This is a genomic window from Streptomyces sulphureus DSM 40104 (assembly GCF_000381025.1).
Classification (GTDB): Bacteria; Actinomycetota; Actinomycetes; order Streptomycetales; family Streptomycetaceae; genus Streptomyces; species Streptomyces sulphureus.
In genome coordinates this window covers 383,895-406,601 of the sequence record NZ_KB905819.1, presented here as the reverse complement: position 1 = coordinate 406,601, position 22,707 = coordinate 383,895, and the positions used below count along the sequence as shown (strand labels likewise).

Sequence of the window (22,707 nt, the reverse complement as noted above, 5' to 3'; positions counted from 1 at the left end):
GCCCCGAGCCCCGAGCCCCGAGCCCCGAGCCCCGAGCCCCGAGCCCCGAGCCCCGAGCCCCGAGCCCCGAGCCCCGAGCCCCGAGGAAAACGGCTCTCCGTGTGAGGAGGCACGGCACACTTCCGTGTTCCGTACGTTTGGGCGGTAGGAGGTGGGGCTAAGCTCCGCTCATGGTCGCTGCAGCCGCCGAGGGACAAGCCCGGGTCTTGGTCGCGTCGAACAGAGGCCCCGTGAGTTACTCGTTCGACGACTCGGCCCCTGGTACTGGCCGGAAGTCCGGAGACAGTGCCTCTGAGAGCCGCGCACTCACCGTGAAGCGGGGCGGCGGCGGGTTGGTCTCGGGCCTTTCAGCCATCGGGTCGGACGCAGACGCGATCTGGGTGTGCGCGGCCCTGAGCGACGGGGACCGCGAAGCCGCGCGGCGCTCCAACGGGCGTTTGGAGACGACGGACACCGCAGGGCAGACCGTGCGTATGCTCGAAATCCCGGCTGGTGTATTTGCCGGTGCGTACAACGGCATCGCCAACTCCGTACTCTGGTTCGTCCATCACATGCTGTACCAGACCCCTGTCGAGCCGTCGTTCGATGCGCAGTTCTTCGAGGAATGGGAGGCGTACGAGAGCTACAACAAGGCCTTCGCCGACGCCCTTGCAGCGGAAGCGGCGCACAATGCCGTCGTGCTCGTGCAGGATTACCACCTGTCTCTCGTACCCGCGCTTCTTCGAGAAGCCCGCCCAGATCTGCGCATCGGTCACTTCTCGCACACTCCGTGGGCCCCGCCGGACTACTTCGCGATGCTTCCGGACGCTGAGGCCGAACGCCTGTTGCGCGGCATCCTCGGTGCCGACCGCGCAGGCTTCCTCACATCCAGGTGGGCACAGGCATTCGCCGACTGTTGCGTGCGCGTGCTGGGCGCCACGGTCTCGAGGGACGGCGACGAGCTGCAGATCGACCACGACGGAGGCACGACGCGTCTCGGCGTCCACGCGCTCGGCGCCGACGGCGAGTTCCTCAACGAAAGGGCCCACCGCTCGGACGTCGACGAGCGGATCGGCCAACTGCGCGCCCAGATCGGCGAGGTCCAAGGCGTGGCGCGCCGCACCGTCGTGCGCGTCGACAGGACAGAGCTCTCCAAGAACATCGTTAGGGGTCTGTACGCGTTCCGCCGGCTCCTCGCCGACCATCCCGAGTGGCGCGAACGTGTCGTGCACCTCGCGTTCGCCTATCCTTCCCGTCAGGATCTCGCCATCTACCGCGACTACACGGATGAGGTCGCACGGGTCGCCGAAGAGATCAACTCAGCTTTCGGGCGTCCCGATTGGACTCCCGTGATTCTCCACGTTCAGGACGATTTTCCTCGTTCGCTCGCTGCTTACCGGATCGCTGACGTTGCTCTCGTAAATCCGATCCGGGACGGAATGAACCTCGTGGCCAAGGAAGTGCCGGTGGTGTCCGACGAAGGATGCGCACTCGTACTCTCCCGAGAGTCCGGTGCCGCCGCGGAGTTGGCAGGCGACTCGTACATGGTGAATCCCTTCGATGTCGAGGGCACCGCTCGTGCTCTGGCCGACGCACTGAGGGCTACGGAGGCGGAGAAGAAGACGCGTACGCAGCGCCTGGCGGCGGCTGCCACCGCGCTGCCCCCGACCGACTGGTTTCTCGGGCAGCTCGAGGCACTCAAGCAGATCGCCCGTTAGTCCGAAGGCAACGGGACCTCGCCCACAGAGCCGCCGAATCGTCCGGTCGGTTCAGGCGCGAACTGGGACGGCAGCCACTATGCGGAACCGGCGGGCTCGCTTGCAGCCCCCGGCCCCATAGGCCCGCGCGAGCCCCGAGCCCCGAGCCCCGAGCCCCGAGCCCCGAGCCCCGAGCCCCGAGCCCCGAGCCCCGATTCCTGATTCCTGATTCCTGATTCCTGATTCCTGATTCCTGATTCCATTTATAGATGAAACACCAGTTAACTTCCGCACTGGAACACTTACCCAAAAGAGCCCCCACCCCGGCATCCCCACGTCACGCCGCACGCGCCAGCGCACGCGGGGACTCCTCATCACCTGGCGACGTGTACAAGAACCGGGTTCGCCCCTGCTGCACCCGTACTGGGCTTTGATCACCGTCACCTCGCTGATCCAGGCGCACGCGGCTCGCAGCGCCCGGGCGTCGGGCGGCACTCGCAGACCGGTCGACGGAGAGCGCAACAGCAGCGGGAGAATGATCGGGCAGCCTGTCCGAGAGGAGAGAGACGTGGCGGAGGAGTCCGGCAAAGGCGCCGAGGCGGTCACTGCCCGGGAGGCGGCCCCGTCGCCGGAGGCAGCGACGCGGCTGGGGGAACCCGTCGAGGACGTCGTGGCGCGCGCGAGGCGGCAGTGGGGTGAGCTCGATCCGCGCCTGGACACCGGCCCGATGGGGGTGATCGGTCGGGTCAACCGTTGTGCGGCGCTCTTTCAGCAGGCCGTCGACGCCCCGCTCGCCGACGAGGGCCTGGCGCGCGCCGAGTTCGACATCCTCGGCGCGCTCCGGCGGGAGAGCAGGGAGCTCACCCCCGGCCAGATCGCCAGGCAGACGTTCGCCTCGGGCGCCGCCGTCACCAAGCGGCTGAAGCAACTGAGGGACCGCGGGCTCGTCGAGCGGCGGACGGGGACGAGGGATCGACGCGTCGTGCACGTCTCGCTCTCCGAGGAGGGACGGGCGCTGATCGACCGGCTCATGCCGGAGCAACTCGCCTACGAGGCCGAGCTGCTTTCCGGCCTCCCGGTCCCCCGCCGGGACGAACTCGCCGGTGTGCTCGCCGAGTTGCTGGCCGTACTCGAGGGCAGGATCGCGATGCCGCAGGTCTGACGGGGCACGTCGGATTCAGGCGGCCGGCTCTCGTGTCCTCCGGTGGTCGCGCAGGACGCAGTCCCCGCAGGTACCCGCGCCTCTGACGCGGTAGTAGAGGCAGCAGTTGTTCCGCACGAAAGCCAGCGTCTCCCCGCTGAGGCTGAACTCGCCTGCTCCCGCCAGGGGTTCACGTGGAAGCAGGGTCGCGGCGAGTCGTGCGGCCCGTCGCCCCGCCTCCGGGTATTCGCGGCCGAGGACTCGGACGGCGCCCGCCACTGCCGATCCGGCGTTCCCGCGCATGACTTGCGGGGAGAGTTTCCACAACCGGTGGACAACAGCGTCTAGTTGGACGAGATGTGCCGCGAAGGTCTGGCGGACGTTCTCGGAGAGGCCTTTCTCCGCGGGGAGTTCGCGGAGTTCCGGCAGCCACAGATGTACGACGCCGCCGGGGGCGCGCCAGTGGAGCGCTTCGGGCCGCAGATCGGGCACGGCTCCGCCGAGTGCGGCCGAGCCGAGCGTCAACGAGGCCAACCGTGCGACCAGGCCGAGGTGGAGTGTGGATGCGGCGACGCGCGGCTCCTCGGTGCCGATGACCTCCGCGACGTGGCAGGCGTACCGCTCCAGGGCGCCGTCGCGACCCGTGTAGACCTCCGCGAGGGGAGAAAAATTCCTGGCGTCGTCGCGTGCACCGGTCGCGACGTCGAAGTGCCGGCCGACGTGACGGAGTTGGGCGAGGTAGTGGGTCATCGGGAGCCGCCCGGCGGACGTGTCGAACCGGTCCGCGTACGGGGGCTGCAAAGGTGCTCTTGGTAAGGGACGCGCACGGCACCTGCCCTCTCTCGGGGAACTCCGCCCCGGTCGGTGGAGGCGCGGCGGCGTGAGTCTCCTGACTCGGGTTCCTCGCTCCCCCGGCCTTCCGGCCCTACGGGCCGTGGCTGCGTGCGGGTTCGCTCGCCCTCACAGTGGCGGTACCGTGCCGGACTCCCACCGGCTTCCTCGTCCGCCGCCGCGGATACTCGACCGATCATCGCAGCAGCGCACGCCGTACGCCAGGGGCCCCGGCAGTACTGAACGCGCCGCGGCCGAACGCGAGTCGCGTACGGCCGACGGCGACAGCAACCAGCGGTACCTAGGAGTTGAGCTCCTCGAGCGTCTTGCCCTTCGTCTCCGGCGAGAAGAAGGCGACCAGGGCGCCCACGGCGGCGACGCAGGCCAACTGGAGGAAGACGAGACGCAGGCTCGCGCCGGAATTCATCATCGCTCCCACGACGATCGGGCCGAGGATGACGCCGAGCCGGTTCCACAGCCCGCCGAACGAGGCGCCCATCGCACGGTTTCGCGTCGGGTAGAGCTCCGGCGAGTAGAGGTAGAGGCCGGCGTTCATGGAGAAGACGAAGAGCGTCGCGACGGAGGCGAAGACGGCGACCTGCGCGCCGGACGTCGCGCCGGCGATCGCCAGTGCCGCGAGCGTCACCGTCAGCGCGCCCAGCGCGAAGGTGAAGGCGGGGCGGCGCCCCACACGGTCGATCACCATCGCCATCACGAAGCTGCCGAAGAGGCCCGTGAGGTTGCTCAGCACGGTGAGATAGAGCGCGGTGCTGAGGCTGAACCCGAAGTGCGAGGTGTAGAGCGAGGGGAGCCAGACGGCGATGCCGTGGTTGACGTAGTAGGCGACGAACCACAGGGTCGAGAGGACCACGGTGCGCTTGAGGTACCTACCGGTGAAGATCTCCCGCAGTCGGCCGCCCGACTGCTCGGCGGGGATCTCCGCGTCCGGTTCCGACAGCGGCTTCTTTGTCGCCCGTACGACCTCGTCCTCGATCCGCGCGATGATCTCCGCGGCCTCCGCCTCACGGCCCTGCGCCAGGAGCCAGCGCGGGGATTCGGGCACGTGCCGACGCAGCACGACAGCGACCAGGATCGGAAGCCCGCCGATCAGGAACAGTGCGCGCCAACCAAGGTTCGGCACCACCCAGGCGGCGACGAGCGTGGCCGCGGTGAGACCGGCGGGGAAGATCAGCTCGTAGAGGAGCACCATCTTGCCCCTGCTGTCCGAGCGGACGATCTCGTTGATGTACGTCGCCGCCACCGGAACCACACCGCCGATACCGAGGCCCTGGACGAAGCGGAAGAGCGCGAAGAGTTCGATGTTGGTGGAGAGCGCGACGGCGACGCTGAAGACGGCCGTGACAGCGGTCCCCAGCGCGACCGTTCGCACCCGTCCCATCCGGTCACCGAGCCACCCGGCACCGAGAGCTCCCACGAGCATGCCGACCGACCCGGAGGTGATGGCGAACGTGGCCTGACCACCGCTGAGCCCCCATTCCTCGGTGAGCACAGGAAGAGCGGAAGCAGCCATGAGCTGGTCGAACGCCTCGAAGAAAGTGACGACACCGATCAGCAAGCGCACCTTGACGTGCCAACGGGAGTGCGGGAGTCGTTCGAGCCGGGCCGCCACTGAGCTCGGCTCGGTTTTTCGGGCCACGGTTGCCATGGGGTTCCTTCCGCGAGCAACGAAGTCGCGGCGAGACTAAGCGCGTCTTCTCTAAGGGGTCAATCACTAAGCGCTTAGGTTTTACCGCACCGAAACCGCTTCCGGCAGCGGGGAGTTCGTCCAGCTCACCACCGGGCAATCTGCCGCCGCCCATCGGCACACACGACTCGCCGACGGATACACACAAGAGGGCGACCCGATTGGCGCATGATGACCAACTAAGGCCACCTCTGCGCCCGTTGACTTTTTGACGGCACCCTGACATTCGCACTTGCACACGCCCACTGGGCGCGGCTCTCCCGACGGAGCAACCATGGCAGCCGACCACGAGCCCTACCCGCCGCAACGGCGCCCACGGGCCGACGGGGACACCGAGTACGGCGCACGCCCGGCCGTACTCGCCTGGAACGCCGGACTCGACGAGGTCGTCGCCGTCCGGCACGGCGAGTCGACTGCGAACGCCCGGTTCGCCGCGGCATCGCGCTCGCACGCAGACGCCCCGAGCCGCGAGGAGACCGACGCGGAGGTACCGCTCTCGGCCGCCGGTGTGCGTCAATCGGCCCGTCTTGGACGGTGGTTGGCCGAGATGGGAGGCCCCGAGCAGCGGCCGTGGATCGTGGCTGTCTCGCCGTACGTGCGGGCCCGGCAGACGTGGGAGTCGATCGCCGCCGAACTGGAGGCGGCGGGCGTCGCCGTCCCGCCGGTCGTGGTGGACGAGCGGCTGCGCGATCGGGAGACGGGCGTTCACGAGCTGCTCACGCCTGCGGAAGTCCGTGCCGCGTCGCCGCAGGAGGCCGAGCGGCGGCGGCGGTTGGGCGAGTGGTTCTACCGGCCGCCCGGCGGCGAGTCGATCGCGGATGTGGCGGTGCGGGTGCGCGCCTTCCTCGTCGACCTTGCCGCCTCGGTGTCCGAGGGTCGGCAACTTCTCCTCGTCACCCACGACTCCGTCGTCCAGGCACTGCGCCAGATCCTCGCCGGGCTCGGCGCTCCTCCCCGGCTCGACCTGCCGGTACCCAACGCATCGGTTTCGCACTGGCGCCGCCTGGGCCGGTGGGTCAGCCTCGTGGAGTTCGGGTGCACCGCGCACTTGGAGGATGGGGAAGAGTGGCGGGCAACTTGACTCGGGCAGGCGGCACTTGCCGGCAGCGGTTGCGGCGGGCTACCCGTTGTTGGACGGCTGGAGGTTGCCGCGGACGAGTCGGCCGTGTCCCGTGCCGCTCGGTCCTGCGTGTGCAACCGCGAAGGCACCGTCGACGGCTCGGGGCTTCCCGGCAGCGAGCGTGCTCGGGGAACAGCGCTTCGACCTGCCAACGCACGTGGCTGTCAGCGCGCTTGACCCGTACGCCTGTGCCGGCCATGGCTGCTCGCAGCTCCGACGCACGAGGTGCGTGCGCTTCGTTGCGGCCTCCACACCCGCCTGACACACGGCGGCGGCTCACCCGGTCGCGGTAGCGCCGGTGCGAGGATGCTGCTCACCGACGATCCCGGGCGCCGTGCGCCACCCCGCCCGTCCGAAGGGAGCCCCCTTGACCAGCGAAGGCATCGCACCCAACCTGGTGCCCGATTTCGGCAGGTACGGCCTTTTCTGCCCCCTGCATGCGCAGGACACCCGCGAGCAGGCGGACGTCGCCGCCGAAATCGAGGGGATGGGCTACGGGACCCTGTGGGTCGGTAACAGCACCATCGACAACGCGACGCCGCTGCTCGGAGCCACGCAGCACATGATCATCGGCACGGCGATCCAGTCGATCTGGCGGCTGCCGGCACAGGAGACGGCGTTCCGCCTCGACGCGCTGGAGTCGGTCTACCCGGGGCGGTTCCAGCTCGGGCTCGGCGTCAGCCATCCGCAGGCCGCCGCCGACTACCGGCGGCCGTACAGCGCGATGGTGGAGTACCTCGACATCCTGGACGGCTGTCCCACGTCCGTTCCTCCCCTGCGGCGCACGCTTGCGGCGCTCGGTCCCCGGATGCTCCGTCTCGCCAGGGATCGCTCGGCCGGAGCGATGCCGTACCTGGTCACGGCCGAACAGGTCGCGCATGCACGGGAAGCGCTGGGCGACGGGCCGGTTCTCAGCCCGGAGCTCGGGGTCGTCCTGGAGAGCGATCCGGAGCGCGCCCGTACGCGGGCCCGCGAAGCGGTCTCCTTCTACCTGGGGCTCACCAACTACCGGAAGAGCTGGCTGCGGGGCGGGTTCACCGAGGACGACATGTCCAACGGCGGGAGCGACCGCCTTATCGACGCCCTTTTCGCATGGGGGAGCGAGCAGGACATCAGCGCCCGTATCGATGCCTTCCTACAGGCCGGCGCCGATCACCTCGCCCTTCAGGTCTTCGACGGCAGCGGGCCGGGGCACCTTCCGCGGAGGGGGTGGAAGCGGGTTGCGGAGATGTTGTCGCTGGGGTGACTTGGGTTCGGAGTGCGGGGCCTGGGGCTTGGGGCTCGGAATGGGCTCGGGGCTCGGGGCTCGGGGCGCAAAGCCCGGGGCTCGGAGTCCGAAGCTCGGGGCTCGGAGCGCAAAGCCCGGAGCCCGAAGCCTGGAGCCCGAAGCCCGAAGCCTGGAGCTCGGGGCTCGGGGCTCGGGGCTCGGGGCTCGGAGCGCAAGGCCTGGAGCCCGAAGCGCGTGGCTCGAGGCTCGGGACTCGGGGCTCGGGGCCCGGAGCGCAAAGCCCGAAGCTCGGGGCGCGAAGCCCGGAGCCCGAAGCCCGGAGCACAGAGCTCGGGGCCCAAAGCTCGGAGCCCGAAGCGCGTGGCTCGGGGCTCGGGACTCGGAGCTCGGGGCTCGGAGCTCGGGGCTCGGAGCCCGAAGCGCAAAACCCGGGGCTCGGAGCCCGAAGCCCGGAGCCAGGCGTCAACGTCGGACTCACCCTGTTGACGACCCGGTATCGAGCGAAGCCCGCCGACGCCGGCGGGGCAGTTCAACAGCGTCGACTTGCCCGAGCCGGAAGGCCCCGTGACCGCGAGCGATTCGCCGGCCCCACCGCGAGGTCGACGCCGTCGAAAGCGCGGGTGGCGCCGTAGGCCTTGGTGAGGCCAGTGCCAAGCAGCACCGGGAGGTCGGCAGCGTGATCCATGCGCCCACCGTCCTCGCCGCACTCCGGGTGCCGCCTCGGCCGCCCGGCCGGTTCCGCCGCCCCCGCTCGTCCTTTCGGCCGAGCCCGCGCCGACGGTGCCTTTCGTACGCTGCACCGGTGTCAGAGATAGACGAATCCCCGGCGAAGAACCCGCGGCTCCGCAGCGGACGGCCGGCTCCGCCCTTTTGACAGCCATGGCGCTGCTGTGGCTCGTCGACGTGCTCAACCGCAGCGACGTCGCAGATCAACGGCCCCGCCGTCTGGCGGAGGCTGGCGCCCGGGTGGTCGCGGCGCTCGCCGTACTCCTGCCCGAGGACCGCGCGTCGCTCAATCTCGCCAGCTTCCAGGACAAGTTGAAGTTGCGGAACCGCGTCGAAATAGCGGCCTGGGCATGGCGCTGCGGTGTGGTCGTCGGCTGAACCGCACGGCCACACCGCTTCCCGACCGGCTACCTGCCGTCCGCGGACTCGCGTTCGACGACGCCGTAGTCGAAGACCACGCGGTCGCCCTTCACGTCGGTCGTGGAGACCGGCATCGGCTTGGTGCCGTTCTCGAACTCCGCCTCGCACTCGACCCGTGTCCCACTGCTCGGCGCGCAGCCCCCGCGGGCAACTCACCGACTTCGGCGCCTCCTCGACGCACGGACGGGCGAAGTTCTCCTTCGCCTTCTGCCGACCCCGGCACGCGGCACCACGCGCGCGATCCCCGGCGCGGTCGCCACCGAGGTGTTGTCGAGCAGGTTCCACACCAGCACGACACCCCGGCGAGCAGGACGGCGACGACTCCGGCGACAACGATGCGCTGCATGCAGTGCTCAACGATCCCTGCACGGCCGGCCCTACCGACTCACTCTCCGAGCTTCCGCCCGTCACAACCCCCGCCGCCTCGGACCAACGGCCAGTCGTACGGGCGCATCCTCGGCCGAAGGAACGAGACGTCCGGGAACCCGAGCCGCGCACGGAGACGTCCGCAGAAGCATGCAACACCACGCTGAACCGACCGGCGTCCTCGGCTGCCTGGTCGCCGTAGTCGCCGAGGCCGCAGGACTCGGCGTATGGCTGCACGGTGCGGGTCCCGGCGTACGGGGCAGTTTCGAGGGTCAACGCGACTGGTCCCTGCTCTATGTGGAGCTACCGCTCCTCCTGCTCGCCCTCCCCGCCCTCACCGTGACAGCCTGGGGCCTGACGGGCGCCGCCCTCCGCGACAGGACGGAACTCCCCACCCGCACAGCGGCGTCCGCAGCGACATCGGCGCTTACGCTCGCGCTGCTCTCCTGGGCGGGGCTGGCGTGGCTGGACGGACGGGTCGGAGGGGTGCTCCAGGACGGGTGAAGCGGGGCTTCGCTGTCCAACCTCGAGTGCATGGCGTTTCGCAGTGCACGCCGGGGTTCAGCGCCCTCGGTCGAGCGGGCCGGGGCTGGGTGACTGTGCCGTGTCCGGCCTTCGGCTTCCCGTTCGTGCGCCCGGAGGGGCGGCCGTCTGGCGCTCGTCCGTCGTTCCCGTCAGTTGGACGGGCCGGACTGAGCTCCGCAGCGCCGAACGCCGAGTAATGCACGGACGGTTGGGTAAGCAGGACCTTCGGCCTGTGCACTCTTCGCGACCTACGTCCGCGGACATACCCGTCCGACCGTCCGCGTCCAGGCCGAACCCCCTCCCCTCGAGCGCCATGTTCATACCGACCGCACGGCCCCGGTCCGTGCCCGAATGCAACGCACACCAGCGCGTCCAACGCGCAGCGCTGACCGCTCTGCTGCTCCCCCGCTCGCCCACTTATGTGCTGCACGGCCCGGCTGACCGAGCGGCTCCGCCCAGAAGACAACGGGGAGTTACCCCAACGCCTCTACTTCCGCTTCGTCAGGTCGTAGAAAGTAGCGTCCCCGACCTTCACCTTTTCGAAGTGCGCCTGTACCCACGTGCTGATCCTCGACGCGGAGCCCTGCCCGCCGCTGGGTCCGCCCGTGCCGCCCGCAAGGAAGTAATGGACCCTCCCGTCCTCGACGTACTGCCGGAACTCGGCGAGCGTCGGCGAGGGATCGCTGCCGTTGAAGCCGCCGATCGCCATCACCGGGGCGCCGGTGGCGAGTTGGTAGCTCGCGGCGTTCTGCGAGCCGGTCGCCGCCGCCACCCAGGTGTACGAGGACGCGTCCTTCTTCAGCAGAGTCTCGGCCTTCGCGGAGACGCTGCCGCCGTCGAGCAGCCCGCCTCCCGGCCCACCGGCCGGACGGCCCTGCCCCTGCTGCGAGTTGCCCTGGCCTTCGCCCGGCCCCTGCCCGCCGGGCCGGTTCCCCGGCCCACGACCGTCGCCCTTGACGCCCCCGCCCGGCTGCGGCGGCTGACCTGCCGAACCACCAGACGGACCTTGCCCGTCGGGCGCACCCTTGCCTTTCCCGTCCGGACCTCCGCCGGGTGGCCCGGCCCCGGGCCCGCCCCTCGCATCGCCGGGCCCCGCGCTGACGATCGAACCCGTATGCGGCGTCGCGGCCGTGGAGAACGCGTATGCCGCGGGACCCGCCACCGCGGCGAGCAGGCCGACGACCGCCAGGCCCGCCGTCAGCCCGCGCGGCGCCACGCGCACCGCGAGCAGCCCGCACGCCGCGAGCACACCCGCCGCGAGAACCGCCCACCGCAGCCAGGGGAACCACTCGGGCGACCGCGCGAGCAGCGCGTACGACCACGCGGCCGTCCCGCCCACCGCGACCGCGAGCACCACGGCACACCACACCCTCTCGCGGGCGCGCCACACCGACACACCGCCGAGGGCGACGAGGGCCGCCACGTAGGGGGCCAACGCCACGGTGTAGTACGCATGGAAGATCCCGGACATGAAGCTGAAGACGACACCGGTGCACAGCAGCGAGCCGCCCCACAGCAGGAACGACGCACGCTTCCGGTCCGTGCGGGCCGCCCTGCGCGTGAGCAGCAAACCGGCGGCGAGCAGCAGCAGCGCGGCCGGCAGCAGCCAGGAGATCTGCCCGCCCGTCTCGGCGTCGAGGAGCCGGGTGAGTCCCGTCTCGCCCCAGCCGCCGCCTCCGCCGACGCTGCCGGTCTCGTCGCCCGTGATCCGGCCGAACCCGTTGTAGCCGAGGGTGAGTTCGAGGAAGCTGTCGGTCTGCGAGCCGCCGATGTACGGGCGCGACCCGGCGGGCCACAGCTCCGCGAGCGCGACCCACCAGCCCGCCGCCGCCAGGGTCGAGAGGCCGCCGAGGAGTAGCTGCCACAGCCGGCGTCGCAGCGGCGTCGGCCCGCACACCAGGTAGACGACGGCGACCACCGGAAGGATGAGCCACGCCTGCAACGTCTTGACGAGGAAGGCGCATCCGAAGCACACCCCGGCGAGCACGAGCCACTTGGTACGGGCGTCCTCGACCGCCCGCTCCGCGCAGTACAGCGCGCAGACCATCAGCAGGCAGAGCAGCGCGTCCGGGTTGTTGAAGCGGAACATCAACGCCGCGACGGGCGTGCACGCCAGCACGGCCCCGGCGAGCAGCCCGCCGCCCGGGCCGACCCGGCGGCGTACGGCTGCGAAGAGCACCCCGACCGTGGCGACGCCCATCAGGGCCTGCGGCACCAGGATCTGCCAACTCCCCAGCCCGAAGAGGCGAACCGAGAGCCCCATCGGCCACAGCGCGGCAGGAGGTTTGTCGACGGTGATGGCGTTGCCCGCGTCGAGCGAGCCGAAGAGGAACGCCTTCCAGTCGGCGCCGCCGGCCTGTGCGGCCGCGGAGTAGAACGAGTTGGCGTATCCGGAAGCGCCGAGGCTCCAGAGGTAGAGCACCCCCGTCGCGAGGAGCAGTGCCCAGAACGCGGGCCGCTCCCAGCGCGGCCTGTCCGCCTGCCGGGTGCGGAAGCGGGAGGCCGACGCGGGTGCGGCGCGGCCGTGCGGGGTCGTCATCGCTCGGGTGTCCGTTCGTGGTCGGGGTCGGTGGATGCGGGGCTGCGGCCGCTCGGCTCGGGGAAGACCCAGGCGCGGAAGAGGACGAACCGCAGCACGGTGGCGGCGAGGTTGGCGACGATCAGCACGGTGAGCTCCGTGCCGTGCGACGCGTCCGGGTTCGCGGCGGCGAGCGCCGCGAGGCAGCCGCTGGTGAGCAGCAGGCCGATGCCGAAGACGAGGAGGCCCTGCGCCTGGTGCAGGGCGGCGCGGACACGGCCGCGCACACCGAAGGTCAGCCGGCGGTTGGCTGCCGTGTTGCCGACGGCTGTGAGCAGCAGTGCGCACGCGTTGGCCGCCTGCGCACCGACGCCCTGCCGCAGCACGGCGTAGAGGCCCAGGTACAGCAGCGTGCTGAGCACGCCGACGACGCAGAACCCGGCGAGCTGCTGCGGCAACCTCCGCGGCACGCCGAACAGTTCGCGGTCGCGCGGGTCGTCGCCGAAGGGCCGCCGCAGCCGGTCGAGGGGCAGCCGCCCGGAGGCGAGCGCCCGTCCGACCCGCCACACTCCCCTGAGGTCTTCGAGGGCCGTGCGCACCACGTCGACCCGGCTGTCCGGGTCGTCGACCCAGTCCACCGGGACCTCGTGGATACGCAGTCCGCCGCGCTCGGCGAGGAGGAGCAGCTCGGTGTCGAAGAACCAGCCGCCGTCCTCGACCATCGGCAGCAGCGCGTCGGCGACGTCGCCCCTGACGGCCTTGAAGCCGCACTGCGCGTCGCTGAACCGCGCCGCCAGCGACCGGCGCAGCAGCACGTTGTACGCACGGGAGACGAACTCCCGCTTGGCGCCGCGCACCACCCGGGAGCCTCCGGCGAGCCGGGTCCCGACGGCGAGGTCGGAGTGGCCGGAGACGAGCGGCGCGACCAGCGGCAGCAGCGCGTTGAGGTCCGTCGACAGGTCGACGTCCATATAGGCGCGCACCGGCGCGACGGACGCCCCCCACACGCGCCGCAGCGCCCGCCCACGCCCCTTCTCCTCCAGCCGCACGACGTCGACCTCGGCGAACTCCTCGGCGAGCGCGGCAGCGACGCGGGGCGTGGCGTCGACGCTCGCGTTGTCCGCCACGGTGATGCGGAAGCCGTAGGGGAACGTCTCCCGCAGGAAGGCACGCAGTCTCCGCACGCAGGGATCGAGCCCGGACTGCTCGTTGTGGACGGGTACGACGATGTGGAGGACGGCCCCGGCACGGCCATGGCGCCGCTCGACCGAGAGCGGCCGACGCACGGGCAGCACCCCGACGACGTCCGCACCACTCTCGGAACCGGAACCTCCGGCGCGTTCGACTCTCATACCCGCACTGTCGCGACCCGCCCTGTCAGCCCGGTGTGCAGCACCTGTGCGCCGGCTGTGAGTTCCGCACCGTCCAGCCTGCCGGCAGCCGTCGCCACGGAACGGCCGGTCGTCGGCGTTCCGGCCGAGAAACCCGGACGTGACGAGCGCGAGACGTCGACGCCCACACACGGTCGGCCGACTCGGAGTCCGCCGTCCCGCATCGGCCGGACGGGCCACGTACGACCGCGCTCAGGGCCACAGTCACGGCCGAGCTGCCCGTACCGAAGTCGGCGACACCTGGCGGTCCGACGAGTTCTCCGCCCCGCCCGCCGCATCAGTCCACGCCCGTACGACCGGTGCCGGTCATCGAGTCCGGTGGCGAACAGGGGCCGCGGCCCTCAGCATCCGCCGGCCACGAGAAGGCGCGCCCCACCCGGCGGTCGACCACGCCCGGCCCCGGTCCAAGGAGCCGGCCGGCGAGCTGCCCGACGTCACCCGGGCAGTTCCACGCGAAACACCGTCCGCCCCGGCCACGAGTCCGCGCTCACGGCGCCACCGTGCGCGGCGACCACGGCCTGCACGATCGCGAGCCCGAGCCCCGTGCTGCCGTGCGCGCGGGAGCGGGAGGCGTCGCCGCGGGCGAACCGCTCGAAGACGTGCGGCAGCGTCTCCGGCGGGATGCCGGGACCGTCGTCGTCGATCTCGATCCGCGCTCCTCCTCCGTCGTGCGGCGGACGCAGACGGGCGGTGACAGTGGTGCCGTACGGCGTGTGGGTACGGGCGTTGGCCAGCAGGTTCGCCACGACCTGCTGGAGCCGCGCCGGCTCTCCGTCCACCTCGACGGGCGTCTCGGGAAGTTCCAGCCGCCACCTGTGCCGCGGGCCCGCGGCACGCGCGTCGCTCACCGCGTCGACGAGGAGCGGTACCAGGTCGACCGTGGTGCGCTCCACGGGACGCCCGGCGTCGAGCCGGGCGAGGAGCAGCAGGTCCTCGACGAGGCCGGACATCCGGTCCGACTCGGACTCGATACGGCCCAGCGCATGCCGGGTGTCGGGGCCGATCTCCTCTTCGCCGCGGCGGGTGAGTTCGGCGTAGCCGCGGATGGCGGCGAGCGGGGTGCGCAGCTCGTGGCCGGCATCGGCGACGAACCGCCGCACCCGCGTCTCGCTCTCGTGCCGGGCCGCGAGCGCCGAACCCACGTGCCCCAGCATCCGGTTGAGCGCGACGGCGACCTGTCCCACCTCGGTGCGCGGGTCCGTGTCGGCCTCCGGCACCCGCTCGCGCAACTGCACCTCGCCGTGGTGCAACGGCAGTTCGGAGACCCGCGTCGCCGTACGCGCCACCCGCCGCAACGGCCGCAGCGCCAGCCGCACGGAACCGGAAGCGGCAAGTCCGGCCGCCACGACGCCGCCCGCGGTGACGCACACCTCGACGACGACGAGCGTGTCGACAGTGCCGTCGACCGAATCGGACGGCAGCCCCACGAGCAACTCCTCGCCTGAAGAGCCGCCGGACACGGCCATGGCACGGTAGTCGCCCAGCCCGGGCACCGAGACGGTGTGCGCTCGGCCGTCCCGGGGAAGGCCGTCGAGGGCGTCGGTCTGCTCCGCCGACAGCCCCTTCGCCGTGACCCCGCCCGGCCGTGAGTCCTCCGACCGCTGCACGCTCACGGACGCCTTCGTCACCTCGTCCGCACCCTCCGCGACGACGGCTCCGACGGTGCCGACCGGCTGACCCCCGCGAGTGAGGAAGTCCAGCGCTTCGCGGTGCGGCGGCTCGGAAAGGCCGGGCGGCCCGGCGGCACGGTGCGAGACGTCGGTGAGCTGCGTGTCCAACTGCCGCTGGAGATACGAATGCAGGGCGATCGTGGTGACCGTCCCGATCACCGCGGCCACCACCGTGATCAGCGCCACCGACGCGACCACCAGCCGCCCGCGCAACGACCGCAGCACGCGCCGCCGCCCCGCCTCGGACGGCCTCTCCGCGGAGCTCCCCACCGTCACTCCGCGGGCTTGATCAGGTACCCCGCGCCCCGCCGAGTGTGGATCATCGGCGTCCGCCCGGCGTCTATCTTGCGGCGCAGATAGGAGATGTACAGCTCGACGATGTTCGCCTGACCACCGAAGTCGTACGACCAGACCCGGTCGAGGATCTGCGCCTTGCTCAACACCCGCCGCGGATTACGCATCAGGTACCGCAGCAGCTCGAACTCGGTCGCGGTGAGCCGCACCTCCGCACCGTCGCGCCACACCTCATGGCTCTCCTCGTCGAGCACGAGCCCCCCGACGACGAGCCGCGACTCCTCCCGCGTCGACACGGCCCCCGCCCTCCGCAGCAGCCCCCGGAGCCGCGCGACGACCTCCTCCAAGCTGAACGGCTTGGTGACATAGTCGTCGCCACCCGCCGTGAGCCCGGCGATACGGTCCTCCACGGCATCACGCGCCGTAAGAAAGAGCACCGGCACCCGCGGCACCTCCCGACGCAGCCGCCCCAGCAGAGTGATGCCGTCCACATCCGGCAACATCACATCCAGCACCACCACATCCGGCCACCAACCCCGCACGCACCGCACCGAGTTCCCCCCGTCCCCGGCCGTCCGCACCTCCCACCCCTCGTACCGCAGCGCCATCCCCAACAACTCCGCGAGCGACGGCTCATCATCCACGACGAGCACCCGCACCGGTGCCCCGTTCCCACGAGACGTCCCCGCAAGCTCGGCGGAGGGTGCATGGGCCGGCTGGGGGAGGGAGAGGGAGGACATGCGGCCGATTGTGGGCGGCGGCTCTGAGAGCTTTCTTAGAGAGGGGTGTGCAGGGGGTGTGAATTCGGGTGCCTCGCGGAGCGTCGGGGTCCCGGGAGCGAGCGGGGCTGTGGTGTGTCGAGAACCGTGCGGAGGACGGGGGTGGCACTCGGGCGCGGGGAGCAGTCACCGCCGGCGTTGAGCGTCGCGGCGATCTGGGGTCCATCCCGCGTGCGCGGGAAGCAGTGGAAGGCCGCCTCGCCGAGTCGTACGGCGGCGGGTCCATCCCCGCGTGCGCGGGAAGCAGCGCCACTACAGCAAGCACCCGCCGCAAGCCCTGGGTCCATCCCCGCGTGCGCGGGAAGCAGCAGCACAAGCGTATGAGTATGCGTCGAACTCGGGGTCCATCCCCGCGTGCGCGGGAAGCAGACGGTTGAGCGCCAGGTCCCCGCGCGAGTCCCGGGTCCATCCCCGCGTGCGCGGGAAGCAGTGCCTCGGCATCACACTCGGCATTGTCGGTGCGGCTCCATCCCCGCGTGCGCGGGAAGCAGTCCCCAAGGCGCTGACCAGCGTGACGGGCAGCGGGTCCATCCCCGCGTGCGCGGGAAGCAGCTCCACCCTTCGCAGAGCACCCCGTCCCCGGCTGGTCCATCCCCGCGTGCGCGGGAAGCAGCACGACCACGGATGGGCCTCCGCCCGCGCCTGGGGTCCATCCCCGCGTGCGCGGGAAGCAGTCGGTCTCGGGCTCGATGCGGTGGCTTTGTTCGGGTCCATCCCCGCGTGCGCGGGAAGCAGCACGTCCTCCTCATCCAGCGTGATTGGCCCCCGGGTCCATCCCCGCGTGCGCGGGAAGCAGTCTCCCCCACCTGCGCTTCTATCCCAAGGCAAGCCCTCCCCAAGCAACTTCCGGGAATCCAGACATTCCCCCCACCCTCCCAGCCGAAGCACCCCCGCCCCCGATCACCCACCCCAACCCCCTGACAAACAAAAGAACTTACCGCTCAAATTCATTCAACACCCTGACACCACCCCCCATCACAGGATCTAATCCTCCGCATGCCCGCCACACCCCCGCCTCCGCCGCATCTGGGCGAAACCCTGTCGCTCCCGGCCCGAAAGGTGTGGGCGAAGTCCGACCAGCGCGACGGCGGCAGGAGCGGTGCGTGGCTGCCGCTGTGGCGGCACATGGCGGACAGCGGTGCGGTCGCAGGCCTGCTGTGGGACCGCTGGTTGCCGCGGCAGGTACGGCAGTTGGTGGCCGAAGCCCTGCCGGGCGGGGAGGAGCAGGCACGGCTGCTGACCGTGTGGCTGGCGACGGTGCACGACGTCGGCAAGGCGACACCGGCCTTCGCCTGCCAGGTGGAGGACCTTGCAGGCGCCATGCAGGACAGCGGGCTTGTGATGTCCACCCGGCGTCTGCTCGCCGACCGCAGCGCGGCACCGCACGGCCTGGCCGGACAGATCCTTCTGGACGAATGGCTGGAGCAGCACTGGGAGTTCCCGAAGGCTGCGCGGGGGCAGTTCACCGTCGTCGTCGGTGGACACCACGGCGTGCCGCCCGACGCCGAGCAGGTCAGGCTGCTCCGCGGCAGATCCGACCTGCTGCGTACACGCGGCGCGAGTGAGACCTTGTGGCGGGGCGTCCAGAGGGAGTTGCTCGACGCGGCCGCGGCAGCGAGCGGGGTGACGGAGCTGCTGCCGGTATGGCGGGACGTGCGACTCCCCCAGCCGGTCCAGGTGTTGCTGTCGGCGACGGTGATCGTGGCGGACTGGATCGCGAGCAACCCCGATCTCTTCCCCTACTTCCCCGAGGCGCAGGAGCAGACCTCCGCCGAGCGGGTCGAGGCTGCCTGGCGGGGGCTCGAACTCCCCGCGCCCTGGCGGGCGGTGGACCCGCCGCGGGGTACGGAAGCCCACTACGGCGCCCGGTTCGCCCTCCCGCCCGGAGCCAGTGTGCGCCCGGTGCAGGCGAGGGCCGTGCAACTGGCCCGCGAACTTCCCGAGCCCGGCCTCCTGATCGTCGAGGCACCGATGGGCGAGGGAAAGACGGAGGCGGCGCTCGCCGTGGCGGAGGTGTTCGCCGCCCGGTCGGGCGCGGGTGGCTGCTTTTTCGCGCTACCGACCCGTGCGACAGGCGACGCGATGTTCCCGCGGCTGAAGAAGTGGCTGGACCGGTTGCCGGACGAGCATTGCGACCGCGGCGCGCACTCCGTCTTCCTCGCCCACGCCAAGTCCGCGCTCAACCCGCACTACACGGCGCTGATGAACGCCCCCTCCCGTCCCCTGGAGCTGGCGCCGGACGACGTGGGGACGTCCCGGAAAGGCGGAGGCGTCTCGCACACCGCCGAACTGGTGGCCCACCAATGGCTACGCGGCCGCAAGAAGGGGATGCTCTCCTCCTTCGTCGCGGGCACGATCGACCAGTTGCTCTTCGGCGCGCTCAAGACCCGTCATCTCGCCCTGCGTCACCTCGCGTTGGCCGGCAAGGTGGTCGTGATCGACGAGGCGCACGCGTACGACGCGTACATGGACACCTACCTGGACGGAGCCCTTGCCTGGCTGGGCGCCTACCGGGTACCGGTCGTGGTGCTCTCGGCGACGCTCCCCGCCGCGCGCCGACGGGAGTTGGCCCGCGCGTACGCGGGCGCACAAGCGTACCCGGACGCACCGCACACGGACGGGACCACGCACGCCTACCCGCTGCTCACCGCCGTCGCCCCGGGCGGCACGGCGATCGAGCGCGCCAAGGCCGCCTCAGGACGGGCCGCGGACGTCCTGGTCGAGGCGCTGGCGGACGCCCCGGAGGCGCTCGCCGACCGCCTCGCCGTCGAACTCGACGCCGGGGGTTGCGCGTTGGTCGTCCGCAACACGGTGGACCGGGTCCGGGAGACCGCGGCCGTTCTACGCGGGCGCTTCGGCACGGACGCAGTGACGGTCGCGCACGCACGCTTCGTCGACCTGGACCGCGCGGCCAAGGACACCGACCTCCGCGAGCGCTTCGGCCCACCGGAGACCTGCGCGAAGCGGCGCCCCGAGACCGCGCACATCGTGGTGGCGAGCCAGGTCGCCGAGCAGTCGCTCGACGTCGACTTCGACCTCCTGGTCACCGACCTCGCTCCGGTCGACCTCGTCCTCCAGCGGATGGGCCGCCTCCACCGCCACGAACGCGAGCGCCCGCCCCGCCTGCGCACCGCACGCTGCCTGATCACCGGCGTCGAGCCGGAGGAAGGAGGCGTCGAGTGGGTCGCCGACGACGGGCCACCGCCCGCGCCGGTCCGCGGCTCGACGGCGGTGTACGGGGCGTGGCCGCTGCTGCGCGCCGCAGCGGTGCTTCGGCCGCACCTGTGCGACGTACGCCCCGTACAACTTCCGTCGGACATCAGTCGGTTGGTGCAGCAGGCGTACGGTGCGGCTGCGCAGGGCCCGGCGAGCTGGCAGGACGCCTTGGCGGCAGCGGAGAAGGCCGACGAGGCGCGGCGTACCGAGCAGCAGGAGAAGGCAAGGAAGTACCGGCTGACCGCACCGGCATCGCCGGGGCGTTCGCTACTGGGCTGGATCGACGCGGGGGTAGGCGATGTGGACGACACCCCGGCCGGCCGGCAGCAGGTGCGTGACGCCGAGGAGAGCGTGGAAGTACTGGTCGTGCAGCGTACCGCCGACGGCACCCTGCGCACCCTGCCGCACCTGCCGCCGGACCGGCACGACCGGGAACGCGGCGGGTTGGAACTGGCCACTGCCACGCCGCCGGACCCGCACCGTGCCAGAACCGTCGCCGCGAGCGCACTGCGGCTGCCGCGCCACTTCTGCTACGCGACCGCCGACCGCGCCGTGGCGGAACTGGAGGAGCTGTACGTCGACGCCTGGCAGGGCCCCGACTGCCACTGGTTGGCCGGGCAGTTGATCCTCGCACTCGACGAGGAGTGTCAGTGCTCCCTGGCAGGCTTCGAACTGCGCTACTCGCCCGACGACGGCCTTGAGGTGACCCGTGCTCCATGACACCCGCACAGCGACCCCCGAAGCCGTGCCTTCCTTCGACCTGACGACCCAGCCGTGGCTGCCCGTCCTCCTTCGCGACGGCGTCGAGAAGGAGTTGTCGCTCACCGACGTCTTCCAACATCTGGAGAGGATCCGACGCATCCCGGGCGATCTGCCCACCCAGGAGTTCGCCCTCGTCCGACTGCTGTTGGCGGTGGTCTACGACGCGCTCGACGGCGGCCCGCCGACGCGGCAGGCGTGGGAGGAACTGTGGCGGGGAGAGTTCCCCGCCGACAGGGTGACGGAGTATCTGTCGCGTCACCGGGAGCAGTTCGACCTGCTCCACCCGGAGCGTCCTTTCTTCCAGGTGGCAGACCTGCGAACGGCCAAGGACGAGATCCACTCGCTGGACAGGATCGTCGCGGACGTCCCCAACAACGACCGTTTCCTCACCATGCGCGCGCACGGCGCCCTGCGGTTGTCCTTCGCCGAGGCGGCCCGCTGGATCGTGCACGCGCAGGCGTGGGACGTCTCGGGTATCAAGTCGGGCGCAGTGGGCGACCCCCGCGTCAAAGCGGGCAAGGTATACCCACAGGGAGTCGGTTCGGCCGGAATGCTCGGCGGCGTCCTGGTCGAGGGCGACACCCTGCGCGAGACGCTGCTCCTCAACCTGATCCCCCGCGAGGACGCCGCTCTCCTCCGGCACGACGCCGGCGACCTCCCCGTATGGCGCCGCCCGCAGCCGCCTGGATCGGGTCCGCTCCCCGAGGCGGAGGCCCGCCCGTACGGGCCGCGCGGCCTGTACACCTGGCAGGCCCGCCGAGTGCGGTTGCACCACGACGGCCGGGAGGCGTACGGCGTCGTGCTCGCGTACGGCGACCCGCTCCCCTACCGCGACATGCACGACCGGGAGCCGATGACGGGCTGGCGGCGCAGCCCGCAGCAGGAGAAGAAGCTGCGCAGAAGCCCCGTCTACCTTCCGCGCACGCACGACCCGGCCCGCACGGCCTGGCGGGGCCTCGCCTCGCTGATCACCGGCGATCCGCCCGCGGCGCAGGGGGCGGGCAGCGGCGGGGCGCCCGGGATCGCACCGCGCGTGCTGGAGTGGCTGGGGCGCATGGCCGAGGAGAGCGACGCACTCGGCAGGGACCGCCTGATCCGTGCCCGGCTTCTGGGCTGCGAGTACGGCACCCAGCAGTCGGTGGTCGCCGACGTGATCGACGACAGCCTGAGCCTTTCGGTCGTGCTGCTCTCGCAGCACGACCGCGGCCTCGCGAACACCGCGGTGGAGGCCGTCCAACTCGCCGAGACCGCGGTCTGGTTGCTGGGAAACCTCGCCGCGGGGCTGGCCCAGGCCGCAGGCGCCGACGAGCCGACCCCGCGCGCCGAGGCACGCGACCGAGGTTTCGGCGAACTCGACGGCCCGTTCCGCCAGTGGCTGGGCTCGCTGCGTTCGGACACGGACGCCGCCGAGCGGCTGGAGGAGTGGCGGCGCACCGCGCACAGCCGGGTGCTCGCGCTCGGCCTGCAGTTGGTCGAGTCCTCGGGTGAGGCCGCCTGGGAAGGCCGCGTACTGCCGACCGCCAAAGGCGGCACGTACTGGCTCAACTCCGCGAGCGTGGAGCGCAGTTTCCGCAGGGAGCTTCGCACCCGCGTCCTGAAGCCGGAGGACGACGCCCCGCCCGGCCGCAACGACGACCCGCCGAACCGACCCGAGGAGCCCACCCCATGACCACCAGCAGCCCGGCGCCCGCCTCCGCTCGGCGGGACGCGAACGAGCTGAGGCTCGTGGGCCGTACGGTGCACGCCTTCCTGGAACCGCTGCAGCGCGGCTACCTGAACGACGAGGCACGGGCCGTCGCCCAGCTCGCCCAACTCCGGCGGGGCGCAGGCAAGTCGCCGGAGGAGGTGCCGGAGCTGTTCGGCCTGACCGGCACCGAGGGTCTGTACACGCACGGGGCACTCCCGGGGAACAGGAAGCATGCGCCCGATGCCGTCCACCTGGCCGTCACCCTGTACGCGCTCCACCAGCAGTCCCAGCGCACCGCCCGGATGCACGTCCCCGGCCGCCGACTCGGCGGCGCGGTCCGCGAGTTGATGCCGCAGGGGGAGATCGACGAGCCGCTCCGCCGACGCTTCGTCCGCGTCGCCGGAGCCACCTCTGCCAACGTACTGGCCTACCGGCTGCGGGAGTTGGTCCTGCTCCTGCGCCGCGCGGGCGAACCTCTGGACTACGCCCGGCTCGCGGACCAGATCGAGCAGGCTCTCGATCCGCACCGGCATCTGCGGGCCCGCCAGGAGTGGGGCCGGGAGTTCCACTCCTGGCGAATGAAGACGGACGAAGACGCACAGACGCCCGACGAAGGCGGTTCACCCGCCACCGACCAGCCCACTCAGTGAGG

Annotated in this window: 15 protein-coding genes, 1 CRISPR repeat array and 1 riboswitch; of the genes, 9 read left to right on the top strand and 6 right to left on the bottom strand. The window is 71.4% G+C overall.

What is annotated here, in order from left to right:
- Nucleotides 1–170: 170 nt before the first annotated feature.
- Nucleotides 171–1,697: an alpha,alpha-trehalose-phosphate synthase (UDP-forming) gene (locus F603_RS0121015; RefSeq protein ID WP_026328603.1), complete on the top strand. Its 1,527-nt coding sequence runs from the start codon at nt 171–173 to the stop codon at nt 1,695–1,697.
- Between the two features lie 547 nt (nt 1,698–2,244).
- Nucleotides 2,245–2,838: a MarR family winged helix-turn-helix transcriptional regulator gene (locus F603_RS0121010; RefSeq protein ID WP_019547941.1), complete on the top strand. Its 594-nt coding sequence runs from the start codon at nt 2,245–2,247 to the stop codon at nt 2,836–2,838.
- A 15-nt stretch (nt 2,839–2,853) separates the two neighbouring features.
- On the opposite strand, the gene F603_RS0121005 is transcribed toward F603_RS0121010, so the two are convergent.
- On the bottom strand, nt 2,854–3,618 hold the full coding sequence (locus tag F603_RS0121005; RefSeq protein WP_019547940.1) for a (2Fe-2S)-binding protein: 765 nt from the start codon (nt 3,616–3,618) through the stop codon (nt 2,854–2,856).
- Nucleotides 3,619–3,699: 81 nt separating this feature from the next.
- Nucleotides 3,700–3,818, bottom strand: a riboswitch (cobalamin riboswitch).
- A gap of 131 nt (nt 3,819–3,949) precedes the next feature.
- The gene (locus F603_RS0121000; RefSeq protein ID WP_026328602.1) at nt 3,950–5,314 is read right to left on the bottom strand and encodes an MFS transporter; all 1,365 of its coding nucleotides are present in this window, start codon (nt 5,312–5,314) and stop codon (nt 3,950–3,952) included.
- Nucleotides 5,315–5,627: 313 nt separating this feature from the next.
- On the opposite strand from F603_RS0121000, the gene F603_RS0120995 reads away from it, so the two are divergent.
- From F603_RS0120995 to F603_RS0120975, 4 genes are all read left to right on the top strand, one after another.
- Nucleotides 5,628–6,434, top strand: a complete 807-nt coding sequence (locus F603_RS0120995) for a histidine phosphatase family protein (protein WP_019547938.1) — start codon at nt 5,628–5,630, stop codon at nt 6,432–6,434.
- Between the two features lie 406 nt (nt 6,435–6,840).
- Entirely contained in the window at nt 6,841–7,719 is an 879-nt protein-coding gene (locus tag F603_RS0120990; protein WP_019547937.1) for an LLM class F420-dependent oxidoreductase, read from the top strand.
- A gap of 861 nt (nt 7,720–8,580) precedes the next feature.
- Nucleotides 8,581–8,805: a hypothetical protein gene (locus F603_RS35980; protein ID WP_019547936.1), complete on the top strand. Its 225-nt coding sequence runs from the start codon at nt 8,581–8,583 to the stop codon at nt 8,803–8,805.
- 558 nt (nt 8,806–9,363) lie between these two features.
- Entirely contained in the window at nt 9,364–9,717 is a 354-nt protein-coding gene (locus tag F603_RS0120975; protein WP_019547935.1) for a hypothetical protein, read from the top strand.
- 508 nt (nt 9,718–10,225) lie between these two features.
- On the opposite strand, the gene F603_RS0120970 is transcribed toward F603_RS0120975, so the two are convergent.
- The 4 genes from F603_RS0120970 to F603_RS0120955 form a co-directional block, all read right to left on the bottom strand.
- Nucleotides 10,226–12,277: an ArnT family glycosyltransferase gene (locus F603_RS0120970; RefSeq protein WP_019547934.1), complete on the bottom strand. Its 2,052-nt coding sequence runs from the start codon at nt 12,275–12,277 to the stop codon at nt 10,226–10,228.
- Complete coding sequence (locus F603_RS0120965; RefSeq protein ID WP_019547933.1) at nt 12,274–13,608, bottom strand: glycosyltransferase; 1,335 nt, start codon at nt 13,606–13,608, stop codon at nt 12,274–12,276. The genes F603_RS0120970 and F603_RS0120965 overlap by 4 nt, the downstream gene beginning before the upstream one ends.
- A 473-nt stretch (nt 13,609–14,081) precedes the next feature.
- The gene (locus F603_RS0120960; protein ID WP_245600847.1) at nt 14,082–15,587 is read right to left on the bottom strand and encodes a sensor histidine kinase; all 1,506 of its coding nucleotides are present in this window, start codon (nt 15,585–15,587) and stop codon (nt 14,082–14,084) included.
- Nucleotides 15,588–15,589: 2 nt separating this feature from the next.
- Entirely contained in the window at nt 15,590–16,351 is a 762-nt protein-coding gene (locus tag F603_RS0120955; RefSeq protein WP_078503713.1) for a response regulator transcription factor, read from the bottom strand.
- A gap of 196 nt (nt 16,352–16,547) precedes the next feature.
- A CRISPR array of direct repeats spans nt 16,548–17,186; the repeat unit is 29 nt; unit sequence GGGTCCATCCCCGCGTGCGCGGGAAGCAG.
- Nucleotides 17,187–17,386: 200 nt separating this feature from the next.
- Here F603_RS0120955 and cas3 point away from each other — a divergent pair.
- Genes cas3 through casB form a run of 3 tightly spaced genes read left to right on the top strand, consistent with a single transcriptional unit; the run spans nt 17,387 to nt 22,705 of the window.
- Nucleotides 17,387–20,326 (top strand): CRISPR-associated helicase Cas3', encoded by a 2,940-nt coding sequence (gene cas3, locus F603_RS0120950; RefSeq protein WP_158678666.1) that lies wholly within the window; start codon nt 17,387–17,389, stop codon nt 20,324–20,326.
- Nucleotides 20,316–22,037, top strand: a complete 1,722-nt coding sequence (gene casA / locus F603_RS0120945) for a type I-E CRISPR-associated protein Cse1/CasA (protein WP_019547928.1) — start codon at nt 20,316–20,318, stop codon at nt 22,035–22,037. Before cas3 ends, casA begins: the two co-directional genes overlap by 11 nt.
- The gene (gene casB, locus F603_RS0120940; protein WP_019547927.1) at nt 22,034–22,705 is read left to right on the top strand and encodes a type I-E CRISPR-associated protein Cse2/CasB; all 672 of its coding nucleotides are present in this window, start codon (nt 22,034–22,036) and stop codon (nt 22,703–22,705) included. The genes casA and casB overlap by 4 nt, the downstream gene beginning before the upstream one ends.
- Nucleotides 22,706–22,707 lie beyond the last annotated feature (2 nt).

What these genes read in the sequence shown, in the direction of transcription:
- F603_RS0120965 (WP_019547933.1), bottom strand. Translation starts at nt 13,608, where the DNA reads ATGAGAGTCGAACGCGCCGGAGGTTCCGGTTCCGAGAGTGGTGCGGAC.
- casB (WP_019547927.1), top strand. Translation starts at nt 22,034, where the DNA reads ATGACCACCAGCAGCCCGGCGCCCGCCTCCGCTCGGCGGGACGCGAAC.
- F603_RS0120955 (WP_078503713.1), bottom strand. Translation starts at nt 16,351, where the DNA reads ATGTCCTCCCTCTCCCTCCCCCAGCCGGCCCATGCACCCTCCGCCGAG.
- F603_RS0120970 (WP_019547934.1), bottom strand. Translation starts at nt 12,277, where the DNA reads ATGACGACCCCGCACGGCCGCGCCGCACCCGCGTCGGCCTCCCGCTTC.
- F603_RS0121000 (WP_026328602.1), bottom strand. Translation starts at nt 5,314, where the DNA reads ATGGCAACCGTGGCCCGAAAAACCGAGCCGAGCTCAGTGGCGGCCCGG.
- F603_RS0121015 (WP_026328603.1), top strand. Translation starts at nt 171, where the DNA reads ATGGTCGCTGCAGCCGCCGAGGGACAAGCCCGGGTCTTGGTCGCGTCG.
- F603_RS0120995 (WP_019547938.1), top strand. Translation starts at nt 5,628, where the DNA reads ATGGCAGCCGACCACGAGCCCTACCCGCCGCAACGGCGCCCACGGGCC.
- F603_RS0120975 (WP_019547935.1), top strand. Translation starts at nt 9,364, where the DNA reads ATGCAACACCACGCTGAACCGACCGGCGTCCTCGGCTGCCTGGTCGCC.
- F603_RS35980 (WP_019547936.1), top strand. Translation starts at nt 8,581, where the DNA reads ATGGCGCTGCTGTGGCTCGTCGACGTGCTCAACCGCAGCGACGTCGCA.
- cas3 (WP_158678666.1), top strand. Translation starts at nt 17,387, where the DNA reads ATGCCCGCCACACCCCCGCCTCCGCCGCATCTGGGCGAAACCCTGTCG.